Annotated in this window: 15 protein-coding genes; 10 read left to right on the top strand and 5 right to left on the bottom strand. The window is 66.8% G+C overall.

Annotated features, from left to right (window positions below):
* Positions 1-10: 10 nt before the first annotated feature.
* Both AWJ14_RS12495 and AWJ14_RS12490 read right to left on the bottom strand, forming a co-directional pair.
* Entirely contained in the window at positions 11-1,441 is a 1,431-nt protein-coding gene (locus AWJ14_RS12495) for an MFS transporter (RefSeq protein WP_066179467.1), read from the bottom strand.
* Positions 1,442-1,661: 220 nt separating this feature from the next.
* Positions 1,662-3,023: an NAD(P)/FAD-dependent oxidoreductase gene (locus AWJ14_RS12490; RefSeq protein WP_066179501.1), complete on the bottom strand. Its 1,362-nt coding sequence runs from the start codon at positions 3,021-3,023 to the stop codon at positions 1,662-1,664.
* A gap of 495 nt (positions 3,024-3,518) precedes the next feature.
* On the opposite strand from AWJ14_RS12490, the gene greA reads away from it, so the two are divergent.
* Both greA and AWJ14_RS12480 read left to right on the top strand, forming a co-directional pair.
* Complete coding sequence (gene greA / locus AWJ14_RS12485; RefSeq protein WP_066179464.1) at positions 3,519-3,995, top strand: transcription elongation factor GreA; 477 nt, start codon at positions 3,519-3,521, stop codon at positions 3,993-3,995.
* A gap of 23 nt (positions 3,996-4,018) precedes the next feature.
* Entirely contained in the window at positions 4,019-5,113 is a 1,095-nt protein-coding gene (locus tag AWJ14_RS12480; protein WP_066179458.1) for a glycosyltransferase family 4 protein, read from the top strand.
* 21 nt (positions 5,114-5,134) lie between these two features.
* Here AWJ14_RS12480 and AWJ14_RS12475 read toward each other — a convergent pair whose 3' ends face one another.
* On the bottom strand, positions 5,135-5,602 hold the full coding sequence (locus tag AWJ14_RS12475) for an Lrp/AsnC family transcriptional regulator (RefSeq protein WP_066179497.1): 468 nt from the start codon (positions 5,600-5,602) through the stop codon (positions 5,135-5,137).
* 299 nt (positions 5,603-5,901) lie between these two features.
* On the opposite strand from AWJ14_RS12475, the gene trxB reads away from it, so the two are divergent.
* Both trxB and AWJ14_RS12465 read left to right on the top strand, forming a co-directional pair.
* Positions 5,902-6,876 carry a thioredoxin-disulfide reductase gene (gene trxB / locus AWJ14_RS12470; RefSeq protein ID WP_066179454.1) on the top strand — a complete coding sequence of 325 codons (975 nt, stop codon included), beginning with the start codon at positions 5,902-5,904 and terminating at the stop codon, positions 6,874-6,876.
* A 55-nt stretch (positions 6,877-6,931) separates the two neighbouring features.
* Positions 6,932-7,828 carry a LysR family transcriptional regulator gene (locus AWJ14_RS12465; protein WP_066179451.1) on the top strand — a complete coding sequence of 299 codons (897 nt, stop codon included), beginning with the start codon at positions 6,932-6,934 and terminating at the stop codon, positions 7,826-7,828.
* Between the two features lie 330 nt (positions 7,829-8,158).
* On the opposite strand, the gene AWJ14_RS12460 is transcribed toward AWJ14_RS12465, so the two are convergent.
* Positions 8,159-9,211 (bottom strand): NAD(P)H-binding protein, encoded by a 1,053-nt coding sequence (locus tag AWJ14_RS12460; RefSeq protein ID WP_066179448.1) that lies wholly within the window; start codon positions 9,209-9,211, stop codon positions 8,159-8,161.
* A 93-nt stretch (positions 9,212-9,304) separates the two neighbouring features.
* Here AWJ14_RS12460 and AWJ14_RS12455 point away from each other — a divergent pair, with 93 nt between their 5' ends.
* From AWJ14_RS12455 to AWJ14_RS12445, 3 genes are all read left to right on the top strand, one after another.
* A complete protein-coding gene (locus tag AWJ14_RS12455; RefSeq protein ID WP_066179443.1) occupies positions 9,305-10,216 on the top strand; it encodes a LysR family transcriptional regulator in 912 nt (303 codons plus the stop codon).
* 78 nt (positions 10,217-10,294) lie between these two features.
* Positions 10,295-11,212: a diacylglycerol/lipid kinase family protein gene (locus AWJ14_RS12450; RefSeq protein ID WP_066179440.1), complete on the top strand. Its 918-nt coding sequence runs from the start codon at positions 10,295-10,297 to the stop codon at positions 11,210-11,212.
* A gap of 130 nt (positions 11,213-11,342) precedes the next feature.
* On the top strand, positions 11,343-11,753 hold the full coding sequence (locus AWJ14_RS12445; protein ID WP_066179437.1) for a DUF2177 family protein: 411 nt from the start codon (positions 11,343-11,345) through the stop codon (positions 11,751-11,753).
* A gap of 182 nt (positions 11,754-11,935) precedes the next feature.
* Here the strand turns inward: AWJ14_RS12445 and AWJ14_RS12440 are convergent, their stop codons facing one another.
* Positions 11,936-13,138, bottom strand: a complete 1,203-nt coding sequence (locus AWJ14_RS12440) for a pyridoxal phosphate-dependent aminotransferase (RefSeq protein WP_066179433.1) — start codon at positions 13,136-13,138, stop codon at positions 11,936-11,938.
* Positions 13,139-13,414: 276 nt separating this feature from the next.
* Between AWJ14_RS12440 and AWJ14_RS12435 the strand changes: the two genes are divergently transcribed.
* The 3 genes from AWJ14_RS12435 to AWJ14_RS22835 all read left to right on the top strand — a co-directional run.
* A complete protein-coding gene (locus AWJ14_RS12435; protein ID WP_066179430.1) occupies positions 13,415-14,362 on the top strand; it encodes an EAL domain-containing protein in 948 nt (315 codons plus the stop codon).
* Between the two features lie 160 nt (positions 14,363-14,522).
* Entirely contained in the window at positions 14,523-14,783 is a 261-nt protein-coding gene (locus AWJ14_RS12430) for a hypothetical protein (RefSeq protein WP_066179427.1), read from the top strand.
* 295 nt (positions 14,784-15,078) lie between these two features.
* Positions 15,079-15,722, top strand: a 644-nt coding sequence (locus AWJ14_RS22835) for a PQQ-dependent sugar dehydrogenase (protein ID WP_245304258.1), incomplete at its 3' end; no start/stop codon positions are given.

The following is a 15,722-nucleotide window of genomic DNA, read 5'->3' as shown; positions in this document are numbered from 1 at the left end:
CGGCCTCGGTTCAGAACCGGCCCTGCGCGCGGGCGAGCGAGCCCATGCGCAGGCCGAACAGGATGGAGACCGCCGCAACCAGGGTGGCGCCGGCGAACACGGCGAGCATCGCCGTCTTGAGCACCGTGTCCGGCATGTCCTCGGCAAAGCCCATGGTGTTGGCCACAAGGCCGAACACCGCCGCGCCGATGGCGTAGCCGGCCGATTGCAGCGTCGGCAGCATGGCCGAGGTGCGGTCGCGCTCGGCGTCGTCGGACACCTCCATCATCAGCTGGCTCAGTGTTCCCCAGCTGAAGCCGAAGCCCGCGCCGGAAGCGATCTGCGCCGGCAGCACCAGCCACAGCGCCCCGCTCACGCTCGCGACCGTGAGCCCTGCCAGACCCGCTGTGAGCAAGACCGGCCCGGCAAGCAGCATCCGATGGCGCGCGGTGCGGGTGCGCAGACTTGCGACGACAATCGCGGAGGAACTCCAGCTGACGGCCATGACGGCGCTGAGCGCACCCGCGGCCGTCGGCCCGAGGTCCCACAGGTGTTGCAGAGCATAGACCAGAAACACGCTCGTCCCCGCATGGGCGAGAGGCATCAGCACCACCACCCAGAGACCGGCCCCAAGCGGACTGGAGACCCAGAAGGCCTGGCTGGGCAAGACCGGGTTGCTCGATGCAATGTCGCTGCGCACGGTTAAAACCAGGATTGCCCCCGCAGCGGCCAGCAGGCCCGCGACCGGCACCACCCCGTCGAGCGTGCCGGACACGGAAATCATCAGGATCGCGGTTCCCGCGGCAAAAAGCCGTGAAAACGGGATGGTGGTTCGGGCAGGGCTTGCAGGCCCGCGACGGGGAACGATGGCAACGACCAGCGCCGCAAAGATCGCGGCCGCCGGAACGCTGATGAAGAAGGCCGCGCGCCACGACCAGTATTCGGTGAGCGCCCCGGCAAGCACCGGCCCCCCGAACGCGGCCAACGCCCAGACCATGGCTTCCGCGCCGAACACCTTCGGCACCAGGCGCGAGGGGAACAGTTCGGGAATCAGCGCATAGCAAAGTGCCGCGACCACCCCCTCGCCCGCCCCCTGCAACAGCCGCCCGGCCAGCACATCGACCATGCTGCCGGCGGTGACGGCCAGCAGCGTTCCGGCGACGAACACGCCAGCCGCGGCGAGAAGCGTCGCCCGGGCGCCGAACCGCCGCTTCATGTCGGCGGCCATCATCCCGCCCACGATCGCAAACACCAGATAGAGGGTCAGAGCCCAGGACAACAGTGCAGCCCCGCCAAGCTCGCCCACCGCGGTCGGCAGCGCCGTCGAAATGAAGAACTCGTTGAAGGCGAACAGGCCCACCCCGAGGCACAGGGTCGTCGTCGCCGCGAGATTTTGGGGCTGAAGCAATTCGCCCCATCCCGACGCCAAATCCGCCCCGTGGTCGCTTTCCATTTCGGTCATCCGCTGCATCCTTTCTGCTGGCGACCGAGTCCTACTCCCTCAAGTCCACTTGAGGTAAAGCGTTTTCTTGGCCCCCTGCCGGAAATCTCGTGGCGGCGTGGTGACGGGACGAGAGGGACCGGATCCATGCGTCAGGCGGACGTCGTCATGCCGCGCAATCCTGGCTGAAGAGCTCTGCCCCGCAAGGAGGCTGGACCACGCACAAGACCGGGCGCGCGTCCTACAGCGCCGGCCCTGGCCGGAGCTTGGAGCCATCGGTAAAGCGCGAAAAGCGGAAGCGGGAAAGATCGTGGCCGGTGGGGCGGCCAGCGGCGATATGGGCCACGGCCTTGCCGAAGCCCGGACCGATGCCGAAGCCGTGGCCGCTCATGCCGGTGGCGACGATCAGCCCCTCGTGGCCGGGCACGCGGTCAACCACCGGCACCACGTCGGGCATGGCATCGATCAGCCCGGCCCATTCGTTCAGGAGCTCAGGCTTGCCGAGCGAAGGGAAGCGCGCGGCGAAATAGCTCTGCGCCTTGCCGGCGCGGCCGCGCTCGGGTGCCGGGTCGAGCACGCGGCAGCGCTCGAACGGGCTCACCTCGTCCGCCCCCCAGCGCCGCGGCGTGCCCCAGGCATCGGGATAATGCCGCGGCGAGACCGGCAGGAAGCGGGTGGCCCCGAGCGAACGGACCGCCACCGGCAGCCAGGTGAAGAAGTGCCGGAATGCGTCGGGCCCGACCATCAGGTCGTGGCTGCCGAGCGAACTGAGCGTATAGCCCCCGTCCTCACGGCGGCGGAAAGCGAGTTCCTCGTCATGCGCGCAGCCCGCAAACATCTCGGCCATCGGGCCGCTGCGCGCGACCGAGGAGCGCACCGACAGCTGCGGGATCGAGACGCCGTGACGCGCGAGAAACAGCGACGACCAGGCGCCGCCCGCCACCACAACCTGCGAGGCGGAGATGAAACCCGCCTCGGTGTGCAGGCCCGCGACGCGGCCGGCCTTCATCTCCAGCGCGCGCGCCGCACAGTTTTCACGGATCAGGACACCCTGGTGGTGCGCAAGCTCGGCCACCGCCGGAACCGCCAGCCACGGCTCGCCGCGCGCATCGGTGGGCGACCAGACGCCGCCGAGCCAGCGCTTGCCGCCCGGCCCGCTGTCCACAAGCTTGGCCACACCCGCGCTGTCGAGCAGCCGCACATCTAGCTGGTGCCGCTCGGCAACATCGAGCCAGGCCGCCTGGTTGTCGAGATCCTTCTGAGTGCTCGACAGATAGAGGATGCCTTCGCGCCTGAAACCGGTGCGGTGCCCGGTCTCGGCGTCAAGCTGCTGCCAGAGCTGCGAGGCCTCCATCATCACCGGCAACTCGCCCTCGTCGCGCCCGAGCTGCCGGATCCAGCCCCAGTTGCGCGACGACTGCTCGCCCGCCACCCGGCCCTTTTCCACCACGCAGACCTTGAGACCCAGGCGGTTCATGTAGAGCGCGCTCATGATGCCTATGACGCCACCTCCGATGACGACGACATCGACTTCCCTGGGCAGCGGATCGGAAAAACGCACCGGCGTGGCTTCGGTGATGGGACCGGCGGGAGAGGAGGACATGGGCATTGCGGCAATGACTCAGGTTAAAAGACTGGAGCCGACTGTGCTGCCGCGATCCGCCGAAATCAAGGGCGCGAAAGCGACAGACGCGTGCAGGCTGTGAGCCGTGCGGTATTTGCCGCCCTTCTTCGAGGGGCTAGCTTGCGGCGGGGCGCGCTTGTGTGCTGCCAAGACCGGCAGGGCGCGACAGAATGGTACAGGCGGATCGCACGGTCTGGCGGGGTGTTCCGGAGACTGCCGGTTTCAGGGCTTGATTTTCCCGGGCGGATCGCCACATCATGCTCGCGAAGTGATCGGCGGCCGGTTCGGCCCTGCGCTTCGCCCGGGTCGCCCTGAGGCATTCCGGATTTTTCAGGTGAATTGTATCTTCGGATTTGATAGCCTGTGAGAAGCAACTTTTGGAACGGCTCCGGGGTAACCCTTCCGGTGCCGTTGTTTTTATGTGCGGCCGCCATCGGCGATGGCGTCGGCACGGCTTGGACAAGGATGAGACCGATGGTTGAGAAGGTTCCGATGACGCAAGGAGGCTACACCAAGCTGCAGGAAGAGCTGCGCTGGCGCCAGCAGTCCGAACGGCCGCGGATCATCGAGGCGATTTCCGAGGCGCGCGCCCATGGCGACCTGTCGGAAAACGCCGAATATCATGCGGCCAAGGAAGCCCAGAGCCACAATGAGGGCCGGATCGGCGAGCTCGAGGACATCACCTCGCGCGCCGAGATCATCGACCTGACCAAGCTGTCGGGCGACACCATCAAGTTCGGCGCCACCGTCAAGCTGGTCGACGAGGACACGGAGGAGGAAAAGACCTACCAGATCGTCGGCGACCAGGAAGCCGACGTGAAGGAAGGCCGGATCTCGATTTCGTCGCCGATCGCCCGCGCGCTGATCGGCAAGTCGGTCGGCGACAGCGTCGAAGTGGTCGCCCCGGGCGGCTCCAAGGCCTATGAAATCCTTGCGGTGAAGTGGGGCTAACCCCCGCTTCGCCGGCCTCCCCGATGCCAGCGCCAGAAGCCGGCCACCCTGCCCCGCCCGCCGGGGCGGGCGGCCGCGACGGCCTGTTCGTCCTCAACCTGCACCGCAATTTCACCGGCGTGTCGGCGACCGCCGCGGCGGTGACGCGTGCGCAGCTCGCGCGCTACGACGTGCGCCTGGTGGGCCGCCCCCTGCCCGGCTGCCCGGAGCCGATCGGCTATCGCCAGGCCCTCGCTGCCTCGCGCCAAAAACCTGACGGCCGGCCGTTTCACATCTGGCATGTGCGCCGCAATCCGGAAATGCGCGCGGGGCTCATTGCCCGCGATCTCCTGCGGCTGCCGGTCCGGCTGGTGTTCACCTCCGCCGCCCAGCGCCGCCACAGCCTGATCCCGCGCTGGCTGATTTCGCGGATGGACGCGGTGATCGCCACCACGCCGGAGGCGGCGCGCTTTGTTCCGGGCGTGCGAGCGGTGGTCCCGCACGGTGTCGACACGGCACGCTTTCGCCCCGCGCCCGATCGCGCCAAGGCCTGGGCGGAAAGCGGCTATCCCGGCACGGGGGGAATCGCGACCATCGGCCGCATCCGCCCGGAAAAGGGCACCGACCGCTTCGTGGTGGCGATGATCGCGGCGCTGCCGCAACTTCCCGGCCACACCGCTCTGGTGATCGGCAAGGCCGCCCCCGAACACGCCGCGTTTCTCGCGGATCTCAAGCAGCAGGTGGCGGATGCGGGGCTTGGCGAGCGGATCCTGTTTCCCGGCGAGATCGATCCCGCGGTCCTGCCGGATCTGGTGCGCGGACTGTCGCTGCTCGTCGCACTGCCACGCTACGAGGGTTACGGCGTCACCCCGCTCGAAGCCATGGCCTCGGGCGTCCCGTTCGTGGCAAGTGACGCGGGCTGGTTTTCGGCCTTCTCCGGCGACGGCGCCGCAGGCATGGTGATCGCGGGCGGCGATCCGCATGCGGCGGCGCGCGAGGTGGTGTTGATCCTGTCCGATGCCGAGCGCCACGGCGCGATGGCGGACGCGGCGCGCAAACGGGCGGTGTCAGAGTTCGGCGTGGCTGCCGAAGCCGACGCCATCAACGCCGTCTACGAAGAGCTGTGGGCGCGGGGCTGACGCGCTCCGGCCCCGGACAGCCTACAGCGCCACCAGCCCCTCGTCCTTGACCTGGCGGATGGTCAGCATGGTGCGGACGGTGTCGACATTTTCGGCTGCCGTCAGGTCCTCGATCACGAAATCCTGGAAATGGGTAAGGTTGCGCGCCACGCAGTGCAGCAGGAAATCGCTTTCGCCCGACACCATCCAGGTCTCGCGCACGATCGGCCATTCCTGGGTGCGGGCCGCGAACGCCTTGAGATTGGCCTCGGACTGGTGCTTCAGCCCGACCATGCAGAAGGCGACCAGGTCGAAGCCGAGGCTCGGCGCGTTGAGTTGCGCCCGGTAGCCGCGGATGATCCCGGCCTTTTCGAGCTTGCGCACCCGCCGCAGGCAGGGCGGCGCCGAAATGCCGACGCGTTCGGACAAGTCGACATTGGTCATGCGCCCGTCCCTTTGCAGTTCGCGCAGGATCTTCAAATCGATCGCGTCGAGTTCGGCCTTGATCATCATCCCATCATTCCCGTTTGCGGCCCGTCTGCACCGGCGCGATCCGAACGAATGCGACCGCAGCGTGAAACTTTATTGCGTCACCTGGCGCTTGCTGTAAAGACATCGCCAACCAGTCGCGCGCGATGTTCTGTGTGTAACGCGAGGCAAAGCTTGAAAATCGGGCGCTCCCGCACCTAAATGGGGCAAGCAGACGGTTTGCTGCCTGCCGCGATGGCGGCACGGCACCCGACCGTCGTTGATGCGTCACAGAGGATGGCTACGGATACCGCCTCGCAAAACTGTCTGAGGATAGCCTCATGTCGACCCGCCACGTTCCCGTTCTCATCATCGGTTCCGGCCCTGCCGGCTACACCGCCGCGATCTATGCCGCACGCGCCATGCTCAAGCCGGTGCTGATCGCCGGCATGGAACAGGGCGGCCAGCTGATGATCACCACCGAGGTCGAGAACTATCCCGGCTATGCCGATCCGGTGCAGGGCCCGTGGATGATGGAGCAGATGCTCAAGCAGGCCCAGCATGTCGGCGCCGAAATCGTCAACGATCTCGTCACCGAGGTCACCCTCGACGCGCGCCCGTTCACGGTCAGGACCGATTCCGGCGCGGTGTGGACCTGCGACGCGCTGATCATCGCCACCGGCGCCCAGGCCAAGTGGCTCGGCATCCCGACCGAAAAGGACTTCATGGGCTTCGGCGTCTCCGCCTGCGCGACCTGCGACGGCTTCTTCTACCGCGGCAAGAAGGTGATCGTGGTCGGCGGCGGCAACTCGGCCATCGAGGAGGCGCTGTATCTGTCCAATCTCGCGGCGGAAGTGACCGTGGTGCACCGCCGCGACGAATTCCGGGGCGAGAAGATCCTGCAGCAGCGGCTGTTCGAGACACCCAACATCAAGGTGATCTGGAACACCGAAGTCACCGAATATCTGGGAGAACCGGCCAAGCCGCCGATGCCCGCCACCGTCAACGGCGTGCGGCTCAGGAACCGCAACACCGGCGTGATGACCGACATGCCGATCGACGGCGTGTTCGTGGCCATCGGCCACGCCCCGGCCGTCAGCCTGTTCAAGGACAAGCTCAAGCACAAGCCGAACGGCTATCTGTGGACCGCTCCGGACTCGACGGCGACCGATGTGCCGGGCGTGTTCGCCGCGGGCGACGTCACCGACGATATCTACCGCCAGGCCGTCACGGCCGCGGGCATGGGATGCATGGCGGCGCTGGAGGCCGAACGATATCTGGCGGGGCACGCCAGGCACGCGGAAGCCGCTGAATAGGCGCACAAGCGCCGAATAAAGGTCCGAACAACGGGCCAAGGGGGACGAGAGCTTGATGCCACTCGACTGGGATAAACTGCGTATTTTTCACGCGGCCGCCGAGGCCGGGTCCTTTACCCATGCCGCCGAGAAGCTGCATTTGTCGCAATCGGCGATCAGCCGCCAGGTGTCCGCGCTGGAGATGGATATCGGCGCCAAGCTGTTTCACCGCCATGCGCGCGGGCTGATTCTCTCCGAACAGGGCGAGATCCTGTACCAGACGGCGCATGAAGTGCTCATGAAGCTCGAATCGGTCAGGAACCGGCTCACCGAAACCCGCGAACTGCCCTCGGGCAAATTGCGGGTGACGACGACGGTCGGCTTCGGCCAGGGCTGGCTCACCGAGAAGGTGCAGGAATTCCAGGGGCTCTACCCCGATGTGCAGGTGCAACTGCTGCTCGACAACGAGGAGCTCGACGTCAGCATGCGCCAGGCCGACTGCGCCATCCGGCTAAGGCAGCCGCAACAGCCCGAGCTGATCCAGCGCCGGCTGTTCACCGTGCACATGCATGCCTATGCGGCGCCCTCCTATCTGGCCCGTCATGGCGAGCCGAAGACGCTCGAGGATCTCGACAATCATCGAATCATCACCTTCGGGGAGCCCGCGCCGAACTATCTGCGCGACGTGAACTGGCTGGAAATCGCCGGCCGCTCGCCCGACAATCCGCGCATCGCGCAATTGCAGATCAACAATATGCCCGCCGTCCGCCGCGCGACGCTCAACGGCGCGGGAATCTCGCTCTTGCCGGATTACATGATCAGCCGCGATCTCGGCCTGGTGCAGCTCAACATTCCTGCCGACATTCCCTCGTTCGACACCTATTTCTGCTATGCCGAGGAAATGAAAAACGCCGCCAAACTCAAGGCGTTCCGGGACTTCCTGATCAACAAGGCGCGCAACTGGAACTACTGAGCCGGCTGTGCACCCGACCGGTGCGAATGGCCTTGCCATGCCCGCAGTCATAAATCCAGCATATGGGATGATGCATATTATTTATGCATATTCATAGCCATGCAGTCCCCGCATGGCTGACATGCGCCTCTCTCTCTTGCGTATTGCTTAAGAAAGCACCATATCGAGTACAGCTGATGCACCTTTGGCGGCCTACTCCTCCCAGTGCCGCCGCATGAGCTGTTCCCCTCTGGAGGTTTTCAACCTTCATACCTATTGGGCCCGAGAGCAATCTCGTGGCCCATTTTTTTTGGCCTGTCTTTTCCATCCGCAGTCACCGCCCGCGCAGGGTCACGCAACCGGCCTGCCGGTCCCGGACGCAGGCAGGCTGCGAACCTCCGGGCGCCGGGCGTCGTTGCCGAGACACCCGAGGCCGGCCAGCGTTTCGGCGACCGCCCGGTCGAGCGGCGTGCGGGGCTCCGCGCCCAGAAACGCCACCAGCCGGTCATTGGAGAGCCGCAGCGGTTGCCGCCAGAGATAGCGGATCTCGTGGATCTCCCGAAACAGCGGCACGAAGGGTCGTGCGAGCCCCACCATGAACCAGGGGAACCGCCGCACCGGCAGATCGGGCCTGCCGGTCACGCGCCGGATTGCCTGCACCAGCTGCAGGCCATCGTGATCCCAGACCCCTTCCATGTGGAACCGGGCGAAGGCCGGCAGTTCCTCCGCCCGCGCGAGCAGCCGCACCATGGTCTCGGCGACATCGGGCAGATAGGCCCATTGATGGCCGACGCCGGGACCAGCCGGACTGGTGATGGCCTTGAGCGGCGCGCCGGGCTTGACCATGACCTGGGAAAACCAGCTGCCGCCCGCCCCGGGGCCGAAATAATCACCCGCGCGCAGCAGGATCACGGGAACGCCCTCCGCGGCCGCCTGTTCGAGCCGCTGCTCGAGCCGGACCCGGATCCGGCCCTTCCGCGTCAGCGGCCTCTGCGGACTGTCCTCGGTGATCGTCGCAAAGCTGTCGGGGTGGTAATTGTAGATCGTGCCCGGCATCAGGATGCGCGCGCCCGCGGCCCTGGCTGCAGCGATGGTGTTGTTGATCATCGGCAGCACCAGCCTGCCCCAGTTGCGATAGCCGGGCGGGTTGACCGCATGGACGATCACCGCCACGCCCTGCGCGGCACGCATCACATCTTCCCGGTTCATCGCATCGCCATCGACCCAATCGTAATCCGGTGTGGCCGGCGCCTGCGCCGACGCCCTGCGGTGCATGGCCCGCACGGCGTAGCCCGAGGCGAGAAGCCGCCTCGCCACGGCCCCGCCGATCCCGCCGCTGGCGCCGAGCACCAGGGCCACGGGCCGGGCTCCCGAGGATCCGGACTTGTCGTTGAAATCGGTCATGGCCATTCTCCTTGTTGCGTGTTGACGTGACCATGCTCCTGCGCGATGCCCAACGGAATTGCGATAAAGCGTGAGGCTGCTATACATATTCGTATGACAAGACCCGTGCTCGACTGGGATCATTACCGCACCTTCCTCGCCATCCTGGAGGAGGGGTCGCAATCGGCTGCGGCGCGGGCGCTGGGGCTGACCCAGCCCACGGTGGCGCGCCATCTCGATGCGCTGGAGCAGGCTGCCGGCCAGCCGCTGTTCCTGCGCTCGCAAAAGGGCCTGACACCGACAGAGACCGCACGCGGCATGCGCGGCCATGCCCGGACGATGGCGGCAAGTGCGGCGGCCATGGCCCGCGCGGCCTCGGGCAAGAGCGACAGCCCCGAAGGCGTGGTGCGGATCAGCGCCAGCGAGGTGATCGGGCTCGAGGTGCTGCCGCCGATGCTGGCACGGCTTCAGGAGCGCCACCCGCGGCTGACGGTGGAACTGTCGCTGTCCGATGCGGTCGAGGACCTGCTGAGCCAGCAGGCCGACATCGCCGTGCGCATGGTCGAGCCCACCCAGGGCGCGCTCCTGAGCCGCCGCATCGGCGGGCTCGCGATCGGCATGTTCGCCCACCGCCGCTATCTCGAGCGACACGGCACGCCCACCACGCTGGAAGAGCTGGAAACCCACCGCTTGATCGGCTTCGACAAGGATCTCGCCTATGTGCGCGAAGCGCTCAGGCGCCACCCCGAACTCACCGGCGTCCGCTTCGGCTTCCGCACCGACAGCAATGCCGCGCAACTGGCGATGATCCGCGCCGGCGGCGGCATCGGCATGTGCCAGGCGGGCCTTGCCGCGCGCGACCCGGATCTGGTGCGGGTGCTGCCGCAACGGATCGAACTGGAACTGATGACCTATCTGGTCATGCATGAGGATCTCAAGACCGCGCCCCGGTGTCGCGTCACCTTCGACCTTCTGGCCGAAGGCCTGCGAGCCTACCGCGCGACAGGCGCCACGCCGCGCGCCTGAGCCCCAGCGGGCGCGGCGGCCATGGAACTTTCACAATGCCGCGCCGTTTAAGGCGTGCTTCAAGCTCAAGGGTTTCCGATGCGCACCATCATCATTCTCAACCAGGACGGCGGCACCATCCGGGGGATGGACGCGCGCGAATTCGGCGACATGGCCTGTACCCGGCTTGCCGGCCACGGCGGCTGCACGGTGCGCCTTGTCTCCGGCAAGGACCTGGTCCCCGCCCTCGACGAGGCGGCCGCGGATGCGGATGTCGGAACGATCGTCGCTGGCGGCGGCGACGGCACCATCTCGGCGGCGGCGACCGCCTGCTTTCATTCGGAGAAGACACTGGGCGTGATCCCGCTCGGCACCATGAACCTCTATGCCCGCAGCCTCGGCCTGCCGCTCGATCCGCAGTCGGCGGTCGAGGCGCTGTCGACCGCCAGCGAACGTCCGCTCGACATCGCCACTGCCAATGGCCGCCCCTTCATCCATCAGTTCTCGGCCGGTATGCATGCGCAGATGGTGCGCCAGCGCGACAAGCTCGACACCTCCACCCGGCTGCGCAAGATCGCCTCCACGCTCAACACGCTGGCGCGGGTGATCACCAAGCCGCCGCACTTCAGGGTCGAGATCGAGACCGGCTCCGGCATCTCCAGGCCCACCGTGTCGATGGTTTCGGTCTCCAACAACATCTTCGGCGACACCCCCCTCTCCTACGCCACCGTGCTCGACGGCGGCGTGCTCGGGCTCTACAGCTCGCGCGCCCTGGGGTCCGCGGAGGTCGCGCGCATGACCCTGCTTGCGGCCCTGGGCAAGCTCCAGGACGACCCCGATGTCTCCACCGCCTCGGTTCAGAAGGTCACGCTCCGCTTCCCCGACGGACGCGCCGGCTCAAAGGCGGCCATCGACGGTGAAATCGTCGATCTCGATCGCGAGGTCGAATGCGTCTGCCATGCGGGTGCGCTGCGGGTGCTGGTGCCCCATACCTACGCCGGAACCCCGAACGGCTGAACCGATCCGCGCTTGCCTGCGTATCTGGATCAAGAGCAACCGCACCGAAAGGCATGCCGATGATGACCGCCCCCGTCAGACACCCCCGACCGGATTGCAGAAACCGCCACGCCTGGCAGGAGGGAACGCGATGATCCCCGCCGGTTTCCTCTGGGCCTGGGCCGGAACGGCTGCCTTCATCCTCGCCATCGATGCCGTCTGGCTCGGCATTGTCGCCAAGGGCTTCTACAGCAGACAACTCGGCGAACTGATGCGCGACAACCCCAATCTGTCGATCGCGGCGCTGTTTTACGTGATGTATTCGGCCGCCGTCGTCATTCTCGCCTCGGCCCCGGCCATGCGCTCCGGGTCGCTGTCGGACGCGCTGTTCCTGGGGGCGATCCTGGGCTTCGCGGCCTACGGCACCTACGATATCACCAATCTGTCTACGCTCAGGAACTGGCCGGTGACGATGAGCCTGGTCGATATCGTCTGGGGCACTGCGCTCACCACGGCTGCGGCCGGCGCCGGCTACTGGCTGCTCGGCTGGACCCAGGGCTGAGCCCGCACGCGCGATCCCATCAGAATCCTTGGCCGGACGGCAAGATCGTCGCCATCGTCCATCAGAGCTGACGCCGCAAGCGCCTGGCGTCCGAAGGGCCGCTCCCCCCTCGGGTTCTCATGCCCCAAACGCAAACCGGGGCGGATGGTCCGCCCCGGCAAGGTCATCTCGTCCCGAAAGCCTCAGCGCAGCGCCGCACAGAAGCGCTGGATGCGGGTGCAGGCGTCCTCCAGCAGGGCCTCCGAGGTGGCGTAGGAGATGCGGAAGTTGGGGCCAAGCCCGAAGGCCGAACCGTGCACCACCGCCACGCCTTCGGTTTCGAGCAGTTCGGTGACGAAGTCTTCGTCGGTCTCGATCACCTTGCCCGACGGCGCGGTCTTGCCGATGGCGTCCGCGCAGGAGGGATAGACGTAGAAGGCACCTTCCGGCGTCGGGCACTGCAGGCCCTTGGCCTGGTTGAGCATCGACACCACCAGGTCGCGCCGGCCGCGGAACACTTCCTTGTTGGCCGGAATGAACTCCTGGGTGCCGTTGAGCGCCTCGACGGCAGCCCATTGCGCGATCGAGCAGGCGCCTGAGGTCTGCTGGCCCTGGATCATGTCCATCGCCTTGATCAGCTCCAGCGGACCGGCGGCATAGCCGATGCGCCATCCGGTCATGGCATAGGATTTCGACACGCCGTTCATGGTCAGCGTCCGCTCCTTGAGCGCGGGCTCGACCTGGGCCGGCGAGGTGAAGACGAAATCGCCATAGGTCAGGTGCTCGTACATGTCGTCCGACAGCACCCAGACATGCGGGTGCTTCATCAGCACGTCGGTCAGCGCCTTGAGTTCGGCCTCGCTATAGGCGGCACCCGAGGGGTTGGACGGCGAGTTGAACATCAGCCACTTGGTCTTGGGCGTGATCGCGGCTTCGAGATCCGCGGGCTGCAACTTGAAATTGTTCTCGATCGTGGTGGGCACGAACACCGGGCTGCCGCCGCAGATCGACACCATTTCGGGATAGCTCACCCAGTACGGCGCCGGGATCACCACCTCGTCGCCGGGGTTCAGCGTCGCCATGAAGGCGTTGAACAGGATCTGCTTGCCGCCGGTGCCGACGATGGTCTGCTGCCAGTCATAGTCGAGATTGTTCTCGCGCTTGAACTTGGCGGCAATCGCCTTGCGCAGTTCGGGAATGCCAGCGACCGGCGTGTATTTGGTCTCGCCGCGTTTGATCGCCTCGATCGCCGCCGCCTTGATATTGTCGGGCGTGTCGAAATCCGGCTCGCCCGCGCCAAGCCCGATCACGTCGCGGCCTTTGGCCTTGAGCTCGCGTGCCTTCTGCGAAACGGCGATGGTGGCGGATGGTTTGACCCGGGAAAGGGCGTCGGCGAGAAAGGCCATGGCATGCGCTCCGGTGCTTGACGTGATACCCGCGACCTCGGCGAAACCTGAAAAAATCCGGGGGTTTCACCCTGAGAGCCCGCAGGCTTTTGATCTTCTGGGACGCGGGTCCCCGCGTCCGTGTGTTTCTATGTCGCAAGCACGCCGCCGATGCAAGCGGGCAGAACGCTGCGCACCGCCTGATTCCACGCCCGCGCACCGCTTTTAACCGCAGGGCAAGAATTGGCGGGTATTATTCCCCGTCACAGCGGTATGCCCAGGGAGGCCTGCGCAAAAATGCCTTGGCGTCGCGATCCTCTGTTCCTGCAGGACGACCGGGGTTTCTACACGACCTCCTACGGTCCCTTCATCCTGCGCAGCGCCTTCCAGCCGATCTTCAGCCAGAACCGCGACGGACACTTGACGATCAAGGCCTTCGAGGCGCTGATCCGCCCGCAGCGGGCGGGCAAGCCGGTGTCGCCGGCGCATTTCTTCCCGCTGGTCGAACCGGACGACGCCCTCGCCGTCGACACGCTGTGCCGGGAACTGCACATCCGCAACATGGGCAATCTCGGCCGCAGCAAGGCGAGCCTGTTCGTCAATTTCAATCCGGGCCTGTTCGGCGCCGTCGCTGACATCGGCGCGGAGGTCGACCACATGGTCGAGATCACCCACAAGGCCGGCCTCACGCCCGGGCGCATCGTCTGCGAGATCACCGAACAGGGCAGCGGCGACGAGCGCGTGCTCCACCGCCTGGTCGACGGATTGCGCGCGCGGCGCTTCAGGATCGCCGTCGACGACTACGGCGCCGACGATTCCGACACCAGGCGTGTCGATGAGCTCAAGCCCGACGTCATCAAGTTCGATGCCGCCTGGGTGCGCCGCTTTACAGAAACCTCCGCGGGTCTGGGGCTGCTCAAGCTGATGGTGGACCAGTTCGTAAAGCGCGGCATCACCGTGCTGTTCGAGGGCCTGGAGGAAGACCACCAGATCGAGTTCTGCCGCGATATCGGCGTGCAGCTGATGCAGGGCTACGCGCTGGCGCGGCCCGAGATCGTGCCGCGCACCTTCGATGACCGCTTTCCCGAGACACCGTCCGTCCCGCCCGCGCCCCCGGCGCAGGCCGCGCAGGGCCAGGCCGACCCGGCCGGGATGGAAAGCCTTTCGGTGGGTCCGGTGCAGCCCGCACCGCCCGTGCGCCCGCCTTTCCGCCGCATCACAAGCTTCGGCAAGCGCACCCGCTGAGACCCGCCCGCCCGCACCTGGCCCGTGTGTGCGCAGGGGCCGCTGGCGGCCTTGACACAATCTTGACACCACATGAATGCGGACTTGCCACAATCCAGACCGATTGGCGACGCGTTCGCGCGCTTAAGTCTCCCCGAACAGACTGGATCGGGGAAAGATCATGTATCCGGACGACGACTTCCTGCTTGGAAAACCTGGCCAGCGCGAAAGCGCGACGGTCGTCAGAATAGCCCTGATGGCGCTTGCCGGCTGCCTGCTGCTGCTGGTGGGCGTGGTGCTTCAGGCGCGAGCCGATTCAGGCTCGCTGATCCTGCCGCCGGCGCATGCCGCACATACCGGCCACTCCTATCTCGTCGCCCATGGCAACGCCAAGATCTGGACCGTGCCGGACGCCGCAAGCACGATCCGGTTCCGCCCCTGAGCCACGCGCGCGTCACCGACTTCTCGCCGGCAGGCGCGCTGCTGCGCGCCACTCCTGTGCCGGAGCGGTCGCCCGCGTGGCGGTCGGCGCCGTTTCCGCGTCCGGCCGCAGCCGCATTTTTGTCTTCGCACCATACGGGCCGTTGACGTTTGGCCTTTCCACCGGCCGGTCGCTGCCCCATATTCGCGTCACACGGCCCGAACCGGCCCACCGGTCGGGCCGCTTGCGCGCGCCGGCCGCGCCGACACCGGAAAGACAATCCGGAAGGACAATCCCGAAGGACAAGGAGACGACGATGACTGACAGCCCGATGCGCCCCGGACACCCGCTCTCTGCCCCGGCACTTGCCCTGGCCTTCATTCTGTCGGGCGTGGGCTCTGCCCCGGCGCGGGACACGGTGCCGACCCAGGAGGTGCGCATCGATGTCGAAACCGTCGCTGCTGGACTGAACCACCCCTGGGCCGTGGAAACCCTGCCCGACGGCGCGTTGCTGGTCACCGAACGCAGCGGCGCCCTGCGTGTCGTCCGCGACGGCGAAGTCTCGGCGCCGGTGGCCGGCCTTCCCGCGCTTGCCGCCCGCGGCCAGGGCGGCCTGCTCGACGTGGCGCTCGCCGCTGATTTCGCGTCCAGCCGCACCCTTTTCCTGAGCTACAGCACAAGCGGAGACGGCGGCTTCGGCACCGCGATCGCCCGCGCCCGGCTGTCCGAGGATGCGCGCGAGCTGAGCGATGTCCGCGAAATCTTCCGCATGAACCGGTTTTCGCAGACCACGCGCCATTTCGGCTCGCGCATCGCGGTCGCCGACGACGGCACCCTGTTCTTCAGCATCGGCGACCGCGGCGAAAGCGAGCGCGCGCAGGATCCGGGCGATCATGCGGGGGCAGTGCTGCGGATCGCCGCCGACGGCTCGGTGCCCGCCGACAATCCCTATGCCGACGG

The organism is Parahoeflea olei (genome assembly GCF_001703635.1).
Lineage (GTDB): Bacteria > Pseudomonadota > Alphaproteobacteria > Rhizobiales > Rhizobiaceae > Hoeflea > Hoeflea olei.
Note: the sequence above shows the minus strand (reverse complement) of the source record. Positions and strands in the feature narration are given on the sequence as shown.

Coding starts and splice junctions, on each gene's coding strand:
- AWJ14_RS12450 (WP_066179440.1), top strand. CDS start 10,295: ATGCGCACCATCATCATTCTCAACCAGGACGGCGGCACCATCCGGGGG.
- AWJ14_RS12435 (WP_066179430.1), top strand. CDS start 13,415: ATGCCTTGGCGTCGCGATCCTCTGTTCCTGCAGGACGACCGGGGTTTC.
- trxB (WP_066179454.1), top strand. CDS start 5,902: ATGTCGACCCGCCACGTTCCCGTTCTCATCATCGGTTCCGGCCCTGCC.
- AWJ14_RS12480 (WP_066179458.1), top strand. CDS start 4,019: ATGCCAGCGCCAGAAGCCGGCCACCCTGCCCCGCCCGCCGGGGCGGGC.
- AWJ14_RS12430 (WP_066179427.1), top strand. CDS start 14,523: ATGTATCCGGACGACGACTTCCTGCTTGGAAAACCTGGCCAGCGCGAA.
- AWJ14_RS12465 (WP_066179451.1), top strand. CDS start 6,932: ATGCCACTCGACTGGGATAAACTGCGTATTTTTCACGCGGCCGCCGAG.
- greA (WP_066179464.1), top strand. CDS start 3,519: ATGGTTGAGAAGGTTCCGATGACGCAAGGAGGCTACACCAAGCTGCAG.
- AWJ14_RS12495 (WP_066179467.1), bottom strand. CDS start 1,441: ATGACCGAAATGGAAAGCGACCACGGGGCGGATTTGGCGTCGGGATGG.
- AWJ14_RS12460 (WP_066179448.1), bottom strand. CDS start 9,211: ATGACCGATTTCAACGACAAGTCCGGATCCTCGGGAGCCCGGCCCGTG.
- AWJ14_RS12440 (WP_066179433.1), bottom strand. CDS start 13,138: ATGGCCTTTCTCGCCGACGCCCTTTCCCGGGTCAAACCATCCGCCACC.
- AWJ14_RS12475 (WP_066179497.1), bottom strand. CDS start 5,602: ATGATCAAGGCCGAACTCGACGCGATCGATTTGAAGATCCTGCGCGAA.
- AWJ14_RS12445 (WP_066179437.1), top strand. CDS start 11,343: ATGATCCCCGCCGGTTTCCTCTGGGCCTGGGCCGGAACGGCTGCCTTC.
- AWJ14_RS12490 (WP_066179501.1), bottom strand. CDS start 3,023: ATGTCCTCCTCTCCCGCCGGTCCCATCACCGAAGCCACGCCGGTGCGT.
- AWJ14_RS12455 (WP_066179443.1), top strand. CDS start 9,305: ATGACAAGACCCGTGCTCGACTGGGATCATTACCGCACCTTCCTCGCC.